This is a genomic window from Streptomyces sp. NPDC012827, from assembly GCF_042900905.1.
Classification (GTDB): Bacteria; Actinomycetota; Actinomycetes; order Streptomycetales; family Streptomycetaceae; genus Streptomyces; species Streptomyces gulbargensis.
In genome coordinates this window covers 218,633-231,082 of sequence record NZ_JBIBBY010000007.1, presented here as the reverse complement: position 1 = coordinate 231,082, position 12,450 = coordinate 218,633, and the positions used below count along the sequence as shown (strand labels likewise).

Genomic DNA, 12,450 nt, shown 5'->3' with positions numbered 1-12,450 from the left:
CGGCACCACCTCACAGGAGACCTCTCGCGTGCAGCCCTCCGCCGCCCCGGACCCCGTGGACCTCGCGCACACCCACGCCCGGCCGGCGCACTGGCTGGCCACGGCCGCCGCCACCGCCGCGGTCGTCGCCCTCGCGGCCTTTTTCCAGCCCGGCCCCGCGGGAGCCACCGCCACCGCCGGAGCCCCCGTCTCCGCCCGTCCCGCGCCCGCCCCCGCGGCCGCGGACGCCGCCTTCCCCCTGGAGTGCGGACCGGCGGGCCGTACCGTCGTCGGCAGGCAGGCCTCCGGCGACCTCGACGGGGACGGAAACCCGGAGACCGTCGCGACCGCGCACTGCGAAGCCGGCATCGGCACGCCGCCCAGCGGTCTCTACGTCCTCACCCGCGGCACGGAGCCCGGCGCGCCCGCCCGCGTGGTGGCGACCCTCGTCGAGCCCCGCCTCCACCGGCACGTCACCGAGCTCGCGATCCGCGACGGGGCGGTCCGCGCCACCCTGCTCGGTTACTCGTCCCCCGAGGTCCCGCGCTGCTGTCCCGACGAGAAGGAGCAGGTCGGCTGGGAGTGGCGGGGCGGCGTCTTCCTCCGCACCGCCCCCGCCGGCGCGGGCGCCTGACGCGTCACTCCGCGTCGGGGCCGTACACCTCCACCCGGTCCGCCACCCGGCGGACGTGGATGCAGTCGCCCGGGCACTCCTTCGCCGAGTCCACCACGTCCTGGAGGAGCGGCAGCGGCACCGGCGTGGTCGCCCCCGGCTCCTGGAGCAGCTCGTCGTCGGCGCTCTTCACATATGCGAGCCCGTCGATGTCGAGCTCGAAGACCTCGGGAGCGTACTGCGCGCAGATCCCGTCCCCCGTGCACAGGTCCTGGTCGATCCAGACCTCCAGCGCCTCTCCGGCGCCCACGGCCGGGGCCTCGTTCTGCACGGTCATGTCTCCTGCCGTTTCTGCTTCACGCGATAAGTCGGGCCACCTCTGACGGGTGTTGACCACTCACGACCATACAACCGCCCGCTTTCAGACGGTGAAGGGTGGGTATTCCCCAGGACAAGAGGGGAAGCGCAAGGGTGAAGATCGGACACACCCCGGAGTCTTTTTGATCTAGGGGTTTCAATCACCACCCACGCAGGTAGGGTCAGGAAGCGTCCAGCTCCCCTTGGAGGAGGTGAGGACCGTGGCAGCCCACGACGACGACATCAACCGCGGCATCCGGCCGGGGCGGGGGTCTGAAGACCCCGCCGGCCAGGTTGCCTATCTCGAGCAGGAAATCGCCGTCCTGCGCCGCAAGCTCGCCGACTCTCCGCGTCACACGAGGATTCTCGAGGAGCGGATCGTCGAGCTGCAGACGAACCTGGCCGGCGTGTCCGCGCAGAACGAGCGGCTCGCCAGCACGCTCCGTGAGGCCCGCGACCAGATCGTGGCCCTCAAGGAGGAGGTCGACCGGCTCGCCCAGCCGCCGGCCGGCTTCGGGGTGTTCCTGCAGGCGAACGCGGACGGTACGTGCGACATCTTCACCGGGGGCCGCAAGCTCCGGGTGAACGTGAGCCCCAGCGTCGAGCTCGACGAGCTCAGGCGGGGGCAGGAAGTCATGCTCAACGAGGCGCTCAACGTGGTCGAGGCCATGGAGTTCGAGCGCGCCGGGGACATCGTCACCCTCAAGGAGATCCTCGAGGACGGCGAGCGCGCCCTGGTGATCGGGCACACCGACGAGGAGCGGGTGGTGAGGCTCGCCGAGCCTCTGCTGGACGTCACCATCCGCCCCGGCGACGCCCTGCTGCTCGACCCCAGGTCCGGCTACGTCTACGAGGTGGTCCCCAAGAGCGAGGTCGAGGAGCTCGTTCTGGAGGAGGTCCCGGACGTCGACTACGACAAGATCGGCGGCCTGGGCAACCAGATCGAACTGATCCGCGACGCGGTCGAGCTCCCGTACCTCCACCCGGACCTCTTCAAGGAGCACGAACTGCGGCCGCCGAAGGGCATCCTGCTCTACGGCCCGCCCGGCTGCGGCAAGACGCTGATCGCGAAGGCCGTGGCCAATTCCCTCGCCAAGAAGGTCGCCGAGGTGACCGGTCAGCCCGCGGGGAAGTCCTACTTCCTCAACATCAAGGGCCCCGAGCTCCTCAACAAGTACGTCGGTGAGACCGAGCGGCACATCCGCCTCGTCTTCCAGCGTGCGCGGGAGAAGGCGAGCGAGGGCACCCCCGTGATCGTCTTCTTCGACGAGATGGAATCCCTCTTCCGCACCCGCGGCTCCGGTGTCAGCTCGGACGTGGAGAACACCATCGTCCCCCAGCTGCTCGCCGAGATCGACGGTGTGGAGGGCCTGGAGAACGTCATCGTCATCGGCGCCTCCAACCGCGAGGACATGATCGACCCCGCGATCCTTCGGCCCGGCCGGCTCGACGTCAAGATCAAGATCGAGCGTCCGGACGCGGAGGCCGCCAAGGACATCTTCGCGAAGTACCTCACGCCGAATCTGCCGCTCCACGCGGACGACGTCTCCGAGCACAGCGGTTCCAAGGAAGCCGCGGCGCACGGAATGATCCAGTCCGTCGTCGAGCAGATGTACGCGGAAACCGAGGAGAACCGGTTCCTCGAAGTCACGTACGCCAACGGCGACAAGGAAGTCCTGTACTTCAAGGACTTCAACTCCGGCGCCATGATCCAGAACATCGTGGACCGGGCCAAGAAGATGGCCATCAAGGCCTTCCTCGACCACAACCAGAAGGGCATCCGGGTCTCCCACCTCCTCCAGGCGTGCGTGGACGAGTTCAAGGAGAACGAGGACCTGCCCAACACGACCAACCCCGACGACTGGGCCCGCATCTCCGGAAAGAAGGGCGAGCGGATCGTCTTCATCCGCACCCTCGTCACCGGAAAGCAGGGCGCGGACACCGGGCGCTCCATCGACACGGTGGCCAACACCGGTCAGTACCTGTAGGAACGCGCGCCGGCTGCGGATGTCCGGAAAGCGGGCATCCGCAGCCGGCGCGTTCCACCCGGAAATTCCTCCCGGCAGCACCGGGAAATACCGCAAGTGATCCCCCCACGAGCGCGGAGCCGATCTAGGCTCATCGGTACCGAGACGCGCACAGTGAGCGCCGCCGGGCAAGGAGGGCCGCATGACCGTACGGCGAGTAATGGGCATCGAGACGGAGTACGGGATCTCCGTCCCCGGACACCCGAACGCCAATGCCATGCTCACCTCGTCCCAGATCGTCAACGCCTACGCGGCGGCGATGCACCGGGCGCGCCGCGCCCGCTGGGACTTCGAGGAGGAGAACCCGCTGCGGGACGCCCGCGGCTTCGACCTCGCCCGCGAGGCCGCCGACTCCAGTCAGCTCACCGACGAGGACATCGGCCTGGCCAACGTGATCCTCACCAACGGGGCCCGGCTCTACGTGGACCACGCCCACCCCGAGTACAGCGCCCCCGAGGTCACCAACCCCCGTGACGCCGTCCTCTGGGACAAGGCCGGCGAGCGGATCATGGCCGAGGCCGCCGAGCGGGCCGCCCAGCTCCCCGGCGCCCAGCCGATCCACCTCTACAAGAACAACACCGACAACAAGGGCGCCTCCTACGGCACGCACGAGAACTACCTGATGAAGCGGGAGACCCCCTTCTCGGACATCGTGCGCCACCTGACGCCCTTCTTCGTCTCCCGCCAGGTCGTGACCGGCGCGGGCCGGGTCGGCATCGGCCAGGACGGCCGCGAGCACGGCTTCCAGATCAGCCAGCGCGCGGACTACTTCGAGGTCGAGGTCGGCCTGGAGACCACCCTCAAGCGGCCCATCATCAACACCCGGGACGAGCCGCACGCCGACGCCGAGAAGTACCGGCGCCTGCACGTGATCATCGGCGACGCCAACCTCTCCGAGATCTCGACCTACCTCAAGCTGGGCACGACCTCGCTGGTGCTGTCGATGATCGAGGACGGGTTCATCACCGTCGACCTCGCCGTCGACCAGCCGGTCCGCACGCTCCACGAGGTCTCCCACGACCCCTCGCTCCAGTACCTCGTCACGCTCCGCAGCGGCCGGACGCTCACCGCGGTGCAGCTCCAGATGGAGTACTTCGAGCTGGCCAGGAAGTACGTGGAGGAACGGTACGGCGCGGACGCCGACGAGCAGACCAAGGACGTCCTCAGCCGCTGGGAGGACACCCTCACGCGGCTGGAGAACGACCCCATGAGCCTCGCCGGGGAGCTCGACTGGATCGCGAAGCGGGAGGTCATGGAGGGCTACCGGCGGCGCGACGGTTTGGACTGGGACGCGGCCCGGCTGCACCTGGTGGACCTCCAGTACGCGGACGTACGCCCCGACAAGGGCCTCTACAACCGCCTGGTGGCCCGCGGGCGCATGAAGCGGCTCCTGGACGAGACCGAGGTCGAGCGGGCCGAGACGGCCCCGCCGGAGGACACCCGGGCGTACTTCCGGGGCCGCTGCCTGGAGCAGTACGCCGACGACGTCGCCGCCGCCTCCTGGGACTCGGTGATCTTCGACCTGCCGGGCCGCGACTCCCTCCAGCGCGTCCCGACCCTGGAGCCGCTGCGCGGCACCAAGGAGCACGTGAAGGCGCTCCTGGACCGCTGCCGCACGGCCGAGGAACTGGTGCGCGTGCTTTCCGGGGGCTGATTCGTGACCGGAATGCGCGCCTGAAATAGCCGGGCACCGGGAATCATGGGAACAGTGCCCGGCCGCAGGAAGAAGCTGCGGAGAGAAAACCGGAAATCGAGGGGCCGATGTCAGACCCGGCTAGTAGGGTCTGATCTTGTACGGACTCAACCGAGCGGGCCGATTTCGAGCGGGGTGAGGGATATGGCGACCAAGGACACCGGCGGCGGACAGCAGAAGGCGACGCGTTCCACGGAGGAGGTCGAGGAGACCACCACGGAGGCGAGCTCCGACCTCAAGGAGCGCCAGGAGAAGCTCAACGAGGACGTGGACTCCGTCCTGGACGAGATCGACGACGTGCTCGAGGAGAACGCCGAGGACTTCGTGCGTTCCTTCGTCCAGAAGGGCGGCGAGTAGCCGCTCCCGCCCTCGTCGTCCTCCGTCCCCGGAGCCCCGGAAGAAGCCGTGGGCCCGGGGACGGATGACACGCCGTGCTACGGGTAAGGTCCGTGCACAGCAAGCAAGATCGGCCCGCGTGTCCCACGGCGGGTCTCTCCCACCCGGAAGGAATCGCGTGGAAGCCAACCCTCGTAGCATCGGGCGTCTGCCGGCGGCCTTCCTGACGCCGGGCTCGTCCTCGTTCATCGACTTCCTGACGAACCACTCGCCCGACCTGCTTCCCGGCAACCGGAAGCTGCCGGAGGGGATCGTCGAGGCGCCCCACGGCACCACCATCGTGGCCGCGACGTTCCCGGGGGGCGTCGTGCTCGCGGGTGACCGGCGGGCCACCATGGGCAACATGATCGCCCAGCGCGACATCGAGAAGGTCTTCCCGGCCGACGAGTTCTCCGCGGTCGGCATCGCCGGCACCGCCGGTCTCGCGGTCGAGATGGTGAAGCTGTTCCAGCTGGAGCTGGAGCACTTCGAGAAGGTGGAGGGCGCCACGCTCTCCCTGGAGGGCAAGGCGAACCGTCTCTCCACCATGATCCGCAGCAACCTCGGTATGGCCATGCAGGGCCTCGCCGTCGTCCCGCTCTTCGCGGGCTGGGACGAGGCCCGGGAGAAGGGCCGCATCTTCTCCTACGACGTGACCGGCGGGCGCTCCGAGGAGCACGGCTTCGCCGCCACCGGCTCGGGCTCCATCTTCGCGCGCGGCTCGATGAAGAAGCTCTACCGCGAGGACCTGACCGAGGAGCAGGCCACCACCCTGGTCGTCCAGGCGCTGTACGACGCGGCCGACGACGACTCGGCGACCGGCGGCCCCGACCTGGCCCGGCGCATCTTCCCGATCGTCACCGTCATCACCGAGGAGGGCTTCCGCAGGCTCACGGAGGAGGAGTCCTCCGCGCTGGCCCGATCGGTCACCGAGCGGCGCCTGGAGCAGCCCGACGGCCCGCGCGCCGCCCTGCTCTGACCCGTCGTCGCCCGTAGCAGCCCTTCAGACCGGAAGAAAGGGACGGTAGCCGGTGTCCACGCCGTTCTATGTCTCACCCCAGCAGGCCATGGCCGACCGGGCGGAGTACGCCCGCAAGGGCATCGCCCGCGGCCGCAGCCTCGTCGTCCTCCAGTACGCGGACGGCATCGTCTTCGTCGGCGAGAACCCCTCGCGCGCCCTCCACAAGTTCAGCGAGATCTACGACCGGATCGGCTTCGCCGCCGCCGGCAAGTACAACGAGTACGAGAACCTCCGCATCGGGGGCGTGCGCTACGCCGACCTGCGCGGCTACACCTACGACCGCGACGACGTCACGGCGCGCGGCCTGGCCAACGTCTACGCGCAGACCCTGGGCACCATCTTCTCCAGCGCGGGCGAGAAGCCGTACGAGGTGGAGCTGGTCGTCGCCGAGGTCGGCACGGAGCCCGAGGGCGACCAGATCTATCGGCTGCCGCACGACGGTTCGATCGTCGACGAGCACGGCTCGGTCGCGGTCGGCGGGAACGCGGAGCAGATCAGCACCTTCCTCGACCAGCGGCACCGCGACGGCATGTCGCTCGCGGAGGCGCTGAAGCTGGCCGTGCAGGCCCTCTCGCGCGACACCAACGGCACGGAGCGGGAGATCCCCGCCGAGCGCCTGGAGGTGGCCGTCCTGGACCGTACGCGCCCGCAGCAGCGCAAGTTCAAGCGGATCGTCGGCCGGCAGCTGTCCCGCCTCCTGCAGGCGGACGACGCGGCGGTGACGAAGACGGACGAGCCCTCCGACGAGGCCCCGGAGGAGTAGCCGCACCACGTCGAAGGGGCCCCGTCCGTCCGGACGGGGCCCCTTCGGCATGCCCGGCCTCAGCCGGCCGGCGGGGGACCGGAGGAGCCGCGCGCGGCCAGGGCGACCGGCAGGAGCCCGGACCGGGCCTCCTCGCCCGCGAGGACGGCGAGGAGCGCCTCCATGCCCCGCTCGCCGATCCGCTCGGCGGGCAGGGAGACGGTGGTCAGCTCGGGTTCCACGGCGGTCGCCAGGGCGAGGTCGTCGAAGCCGGTGACGGAGACGTCCTCGGGGACCCGCAGGCCGAGGCGCCGCAGGGCCTTGCAGGCACCGGCGGCGAGGATGTCGTCGTCGCAGATCAGCGCGGTCGGACGCGGGCCGGGTTCCGCGAGGACCCGCTCGGTGGCGGCCATGGCGCCGTGCACGTCCAGAGGGGCGCGGACGGTGCGCACGAGGGCGCCGGCGAGGGCCTCGTCGAGCGCGGCCGCCCGGACGTCGAAGGTCCAGGAGGGCACGGCCGAGGCCAGGTGCGCGAACCGGGTGTGCCCGAGCTCCCGGAGGTGGCGGGCCACCTGGCGCATGCCGTCGGCGACGTCCAGGTTGACGTGGGCGGCGGCCCCGGTGTCCGAGGGGTCGCTGTCCAGCATGACCAGGGGCAGGTCGGTGCCCCGGAAGGCCTCCAGGGCGTCCGCCGCCATCGAGGAGGCGATGATCCCGTCCAGGGCGGCGCGGGACGAGGCGAAGGGGTCCCTGGCCGGTCCGACGCCCTCGGGGGAGGGGTAGAGGACCACGCCGAACCCGTGCCGGGCGGCGACGGCGGCGGCGCCGGTGTAGACGCGGGCGAAGAACTCGTTGGTGAGCGCCGGCACGACGAGCAGGGCGGTGCGCGTCCGGCCGAGGCGGAGGTTGCGGGCCGCGAGGTTGGGCCGGTAGCCGAGCGCGGCGGCGGCCTCGCGCACGGAACCCGCGGTGCGCTCGGAGACCCGTCCCCGCCACTTGTCGCCGAGCACCAGGGAGACGGTGGCCTGCGAGACCCCGGCGGCGCGGGCCACGTCCCGGCTGGTGGGGCGGGCGCCGCCGGTCGGTTCGGGGGACTGCACGGGGGCCTCCGGGGCGGTGGGTGGGTGGGTCCGCGGGGCGCCGCGGGTGGACCGTCGTACCGCCGACATGGTACGTATGACTCCGGAAGTTATACGTAAAACCTCGGGCGCGTCCCGGGGGAGGGGAGACCGACATGGCCACCGAGGCCCCGGCACACGGCGGCTATCTGGACATCCTCAGGGCCCCGCACGCGGCCCGCCTGCTGACGGGCACCCTCGTCGGCCGGCTGCCCAACGGCACAGGACCCGTCGCGATGACCCTCTTCGTCCGCGACCAGGGCGGCAGCTACACCCTCGCGGGCGGCCTCATCGCCGCGTACGGCCTCGCCAACGCCGTCGGGCAGCCGCTCCTCGGCCGGGCCGTGGACCTCAAGGGCCAGCCCCGCGTCCAGCTGCCCGCCGCCGTCCTCTCCGCCCTCGGCATGGCCCTCTTCGCCCTCACCGGCATCGGCCACCTGCCCCTCGCCTACGCCGCCGTCGCCCTCGCCGGCCTCTTCACGCCGCCCCTGGAGGGCGGTCTGCGCGCCCTCTGGCCGAGCGTCCTCGGCCGCGAGGACCGGGTCCACCGCGCGTACGCCCTCGACGCGGTCGCCCAGGAGGTCATGTTCACCGTCGGCCCCCTCCTGGTGACGCTCCTCGTCGCGCTGCGCTCACCGGCGGCCGCCCTGCTCGTGATCAACGCCCTCGGAGTCCTCGGCGCCCTCGCCGTCGTCCTCTCCGAGCCGTCCCGCGCCTGGCGCTCCGCACCCCGCGAGGCCCACTGGCTCGGCGCCCTGCGGTCACCCGGTCTCCTCGCCCTGCTGGGCTCCTTCTTCTTCGTCGGGCTCGCGCTCGGCTCCATCACGGTCGCCGCCGTCGCCTACGCCGACGACCGGGGCGCCCCCGGCGTCTACGGCTGGCTGATGGCCGCACTCGGCCTCGGCGCCCTCGCCGGCGGTGTCGTCTACGGGGCCCGGCAGTGGTCCGGGGCCCCCGAGCGGCGGCTGCGCGGCCTCGTCCTGCTCCTCGCCCTCTGCTACCTGCCGCTGCTGCTCACCCCCGGCCCGGCGGCCATGACCGGCCTCTCCGTGCTGTCCGGCGTCTTCCTCGCGCCCGCCCTCGCCTGTGCCTTCGTCGTGGTCGACCGGCACGCCCCGCGCGGCACCGTGACCGAGGCCTTCTCCTGGCTCGTGACCACCTTCGGCGTCGGCGCCGCCCTCGGCTCCGCCGTCGCCGGACCGGCCGTCGAACTGGCCGGAACGGCCGCCGGATTCGCGGTGGCCGCGGCGGGCGGTCTCGTCGCCCTCCTGGTGCTCCTGGTCACCGGCCGCGCCCTGCGGGTCCCCCTCGACCCGGGCGCCGGAGCCGCCCCGGCCGGCCCCGCGGGACACGCGGACGCCGCGCGACACGCCGCCCCGGGGGATGCCCCGGCGGCCGTACGGACCGAAAAGAACGCCCGCTGAAGGAAAACGATCAGAACGGGAACGTCCAACCCGGTTTCAGCGCACGCCCTCAGGCGTAATGTTCAGACATGGACCGCCGCATTTTCGGGCTGGAGAACGAGTACGGCGTCACGTGCACGTTCAGGGGACAGCGCCGACTGTCACCTGACGAAGTGGCGCGCTACCTCTTCCGCCGTGTCGTGTCATGGGGCCGCAGCAGCAATGTCTTCCTGCGGAACGGCGCCCGCCTGTACCTCGACGTGGGTTCGCATCCGGAATACGCCACACCGGAATGCGACAACGTGACCGAGCTGGTCACCCACGACAAGGCCGGCGAGCGCATTCTCGAGGGCCTGCTCGTCGACGCCGAACGCCGCCTGCACGAGGAGGGAATCGCGGGCGACGTCTATCTCTTCAAGAACAACACCGATTCGGCCGGAAACTCCTACGGATGCCACGAGAACTATCTCGTCGCCCGGCACGGGGAGTTCTCCCGGCTCGCGGACATCCTCATTCCCTTCCTCGTCACGCGCCAGCTCATCTGCGGCGCGGGCAAGGTCCTCCAGACCCCGCGCGGCGCCGTCTACTGCGTCTCCCAGCGTGCCGAGCACATCTGGGAGGGCGTCAGCTCCGCCACCACCCGCTCGCGGCCCATCATCAACACGCGCGACGAGCCGCACGCCGACGCAGAGCGCTACCGCCGCCTCCACGTGATCGTCGGCGACTCCAACATGTCGGAGACCACCACGCTGCTCAAGGTCGGCGCCACCGACCTCGTCCTCCGCATGATCGAGGCCGGCACCGTGATGCGCGACCTGACCCTGGAGAACCCCATCCGGGCCATCCGCGAGGTCAGCCACGACATCACCGGTCAGCGCAAGGTCCGGCTGGCCAACGGCCGCGAGGCCTCCGCCCTGGAGGTCCAGCGGGAGTACTACGACAAGGCCTCCGACTTCGTCGACCGGCGCGGCATCCGCTCCGGCACGATCGCCCAGGTCCTGGAGCTGTGGGGCCGGACCCTCGACGCGATCGAGTCCGAGCGGCTGGACCGCATCGAGACCGAGATCGACTGGGTCATGAAGTACAAGCTCATCGAGCGGTACCGGGCCAAGCACAACATGACCATGTCGAACCCGCGGGTCGCGCAGATAGACCTCGCCTACCACGACATCCACCGCCGCCGCGGCCTGTACTACCTGCTGCAGAAGAACGGCCAGGCGGCCCGGATCTGCAACGACCTGAAGATCTTCGAGGGCAAGTCGGTGCCCCCGCAGACCACCCGGGCCCGGCTCCGCGGCGACTTCATCCGGCGGGCCCAGGAGCAGCGGCGGGACTTCACCGTCGACTGGGTCCACCTCAAGCTCAACGACCAGGCGCAGCGGACGGTCCTGTGCAAGGACCCGTTCCGCTCCGTCGACGACCGGGTGGAGAAGCTGATCGCCGGAATGTAGGACCGCCGGCCGTACGGGCCGCCGCCGGCCGCGTGGAGTCGTACGCGGCCACGGCGGTCGTACGGCAGCGCGAGGGCCCCGCACCTCGGGTGTGCGGGGCCCTTCGACGTCACAGCGAGGTCCCCTAGAGTGTCGGGACAACTACTGTGCCGTCTGAGATCTGAGGAACACGTGCGCCGACTTGCCGGCCTTCTCGCCGTCCCGCTGCTGCTGCTCTCGACAGCCGCCTGCGGCACGGAGGAAAAGGGCTCCGAAACCGCCGCGATGACCAACGGACTGCCCGCCATCACCGCGGGCGCGAAGTACGGGGAGAAGCCGACCCTCGCCAAGGGCGAGGGCGACCCGCCGAAGGAACTCAAGGTCAACGTCGTCAGCGAGGGCAAGGGCGCGGTCACGAAGAAGGGTGACGCGCTCCAGGTGAACTACCTGGGCCAGGCCTGGGACTCCACCACCCCCTTCGACAACAGCTTCGACCGCGGCCGCCCCTTCGACCTCACGCTCGGCGCCGGCCAGGTCATCAAGGGCTGGGACCAGGGCCTGGAAGGCCAGAAGGTCGGCAGCCGCGTCGAGATCGGCATCCCGCCGGAGCTCGGTTACGGAGCCCAGGGCCAGGGCGACATCAAGCCCAACGCCACCCTCGTCTTCGTCGTGGACATCCTCAAGGCGACCACGATCCCCAAGGCCGCCTCCGGCACCGAGGTCGCCCAGGAGAACAAGGACCTGCCGAAGGTCGGGACGAACACCGACGGCAAGGCCCCCTCGCTGACCGTTCCGAAGACGGACGCGCCCGCCAAGCTCGTGTCGAACTACGTGATCGAGGGCAAGGGCGAGGCCGTCAAGTCCACCGACACCCTGACCGTCCAGTACAAGGGCGTCCTGTGGAAGGACGGCAAGGAGTTCGACAGCTCCTACGCGCGCGGCGGCGTCCCCGCCACCTTCCAGCTGGCCGGCGTGATCCCGGGCTGGAGCAAGGGCTTGGAGGGCAAGAAGGTCGGCAGCCGCGTGCTGCTCGTCGTCCCGCCCGCCGACGGCTACGGCGACCAGGCGCAGGGACCGATCCCCGCGAAGTCGACCCTCGTCTTCACCGTGGACATCCTGGCCAAGCAGTAGCGGGGGGTCCCCGCTCGCGGGGCACACGCAGGGTAGGTTGTCCGGGTCGCGCGGTCACCGTGCGCGCGATCCATCAGTTGAGGAGCACACTGCAGTGAGCATCGAGAAGCCCGAGGTCGACTTCCCGGGCGGCGAGCCGCCGGCCGATCTGGAGATCAAGGACATCTGGGAGGGCGACGGCGAGGTCGCCGAGGCCCGCGACCTGGTCAAGGTCCACTACGTGGGTGTGTCCTTCGACTCCGGCGAGGAGTTCGACGCCTCCTGGAACCGCGGCGCCCCGCTGGAGTTCCAGCTCGGCGTCGGCCAGGTCATCCAGGGCTGGGACAAGGGCGTCCAGGGCATGAAGGTCGGCGGCCGCCGCCAGCTGGTCATCCCCGCGCACCTCGCGTACGGCGACCGCGGCGCCGGCGGCAAGATCGGCCCCGGCGAGACGCTGATCTTCGTCTGCGACCTCGTGGCTGTCACCAAGCGCTGACCCGCGCACCGTGCGACCGGTTCCGGTCGCCCCGGGGCCCCCGCCTCCCGAGGCGGGGGCCCTCGGCTTTTGCCCGGACACCCCGG

Annotated in this window: 12 protein-coding genes; 10 read left to right on the top strand and 2 right to left on the bottom strand. The window is 70.8% G+C overall.

The genetic code is table 11. The features are described from left to right. The first annotated feature begins 28 nt into the window (after positions 1 to 28). Positions 29 to 613: a hypothetical protein gene (locus ACFY60_RS17875; protein ID WP_388612732.1), complete on the top strand. Its 585-nt coding sequence runs from the start codon at positions 29 to 31 to the stop codon at positions 611 to 613. Between the two features lie 4 nt (positions 614 to 617). Here the strand turns inward: ACFY60_RS17875 and ACFY60_RS17870 are convergent, their stop codons facing one another. Then, the gene (locus ACFY60_RS17870) at positions 618 to 929 is read right to left on the bottom strand and encodes a ferredoxin (RefSeq protein ID WP_345282442.1); all 312 of its coding nucleotides are present in this window, start codon (positions 927 to 929) and stop codon (positions 618 to 620) included. A 241-nt stretch (positions 930 to 1,170) separates the two neighbouring features. Here ACFY60_RS17870 and arc point away from each other — a divergent pair, with 241 nt between their 5' ends. From arc to prcA, 5 genes are all read left to right on the top strand, one after another. Next, positions 1,171 to 2,937, top strand: a complete 1,767-nt coding sequence (arc, locus tag ACFY60_RS17865; RefSeq protein WP_388612735.1) for a proteasome ATPase — start codon at positions 1,171 to 1,173, stop codon at positions 2,935 to 2,937. A gap of 181 nt (positions 2,938 to 3,118) precedes the next feature. Next, entirely contained in the window at positions 3,119 to 4,630 is a 1,512-nt protein-coding gene (gene dop / locus ACFY60_RS17860) for a depupylase/deamidase Dop (protein WP_388612737.1), read from the top strand. 183 nt (positions 4,631 to 4,813) lie between these two features. Beyond that, positions 4,814 to 5,026, top strand: coding sequence for a ubiquitin-like protein Pup (locus tag ACFY60_RS17855; protein WP_309049600.1), 213 nt, complete (start codon positions 4,814 to 4,816; stop codon positions 5,024 to 5,026). A 157-nt stretch (positions 5,027 to 5,183) separates the two neighbouring features. Continuing rightward, on the top strand, positions 5,184 to 6,023 hold the full coding sequence (prcB, locus tag ACFY60_RS17850; RefSeq protein WP_309049601.1) for a proteasome subunit beta: 840 nt from the start codon (positions 5,184 to 5,186) through the stop codon (positions 6,021 to 6,023). 52 nt (positions 6,024 to 6,075) lie between these two features. After that, on the top strand, positions 6,076 to 6,828 hold the full coding sequence (gene prcA / locus ACFY60_RS17845; protein WP_309049602.1) for a proteasome subunit alpha: 753 nt from the start codon (positions 6,076 to 6,078) through the stop codon (positions 6,826 to 6,828). A gap of 59 nt (positions 6,829 to 6,887) precedes the next feature. On the opposite strand, the gene ACFY60_RS17840 is transcribed toward prcA, so the two are convergent. After that, complete coding sequence (locus ACFY60_RS17840; RefSeq protein WP_388612741.1) at positions 6,888 to 7,907, bottom strand: LacI family DNA-binding transcriptional regulator; 1,020 nt, start codon at positions 7,905 to 7,907, stop codon at positions 6,888 to 6,890. A 134-nt stretch (positions 7,908 to 8,041) separates the two neighbouring features. Between ACFY60_RS17840 and ACFY60_RS17835 the strand changes: the two genes are divergently transcribed. The 4 genes from ACFY60_RS17835 (at position 8,042) to ACFY60_RS17820 (ending at position 12,364) form a co-directional block, all read left to right on the top strand. After that, a complete protein-coding gene (locus ACFY60_RS17835; protein ID WP_388612743.1) occupies positions 8,042 to 9,349 on the top strand; it encodes an MFS transporter in 1,308 nt (435 codons plus the stop codon). Positions 9,350 to 9,417: 68 nt separating this feature from the next. Further along, positions 9,418 to 10,779: a Pup--protein ligase gene (gene pafA, locus ACFY60_RS17830; protein WP_388612745.1), complete on the top strand. Its 1,362-nt coding sequence runs from the start codon at positions 9,418 to 9,420 to the stop codon at positions 10,777 to 10,779. 171 nt (positions 10,780 to 10,950) lie between these two features. After that, entirely contained in the window at positions 10,951 to 11,889 is a 939-nt protein-coding gene (locus ACFY60_RS17825) for an FKBP-type peptidyl-prolyl cis-trans isomerase (protein ID WP_309049606.1), read from the top strand. 94 nt (positions 11,890 to 11,983) lie between these two features. Continuing rightward, entirely contained in the window at positions 11,984 to 12,364 is a 381-nt protein-coding gene (locus ACFY60_RS17820) for an FKBP-type peptidyl-prolyl cis-trans isomerase (protein WP_388612747.1), read from the top strand. Positions 12,365 to 12,450 lie beyond the last annotated feature (86 nt).

Bases quoted from the DNA above. Each gene is read 5' to 3' on its own strand.
- ACFY60_RS17870 (WP_345282442.1), bottom strand. From the start codon at position 929: ATGACCGTGCAGAACGAGGCCCCGGCCGTGGGCGCCGGAGAGGCGCTG.
- dop (WP_388612737.1), top strand. From the start codon at position 3,119: ATGACCGTACGGCGAGTAATGGGCATCGAGACGGAGTACGGGATCTCC.
- ACFY60_RS17855 (WP_309049600.1), top strand. From the start codon at position 4,814: ATGGCGACCAAGGACACCGGCGGCGGACAGCAGAAGGCGACGCGTTCC.
- ACFY60_RS17835 (WP_388612743.1), top strand. From the start codon at position 8,042: ATGGCCACCGAGGCCCCGGCACACGGCGGCTATCTGGACATCCTCAGG.
- pafA (WP_388612745.1), top strand. From the start codon at position 9,418: ATGGACCGCCGCATTTTCGGGCTGGAGAACGAGTACGGCGTCACGTGC.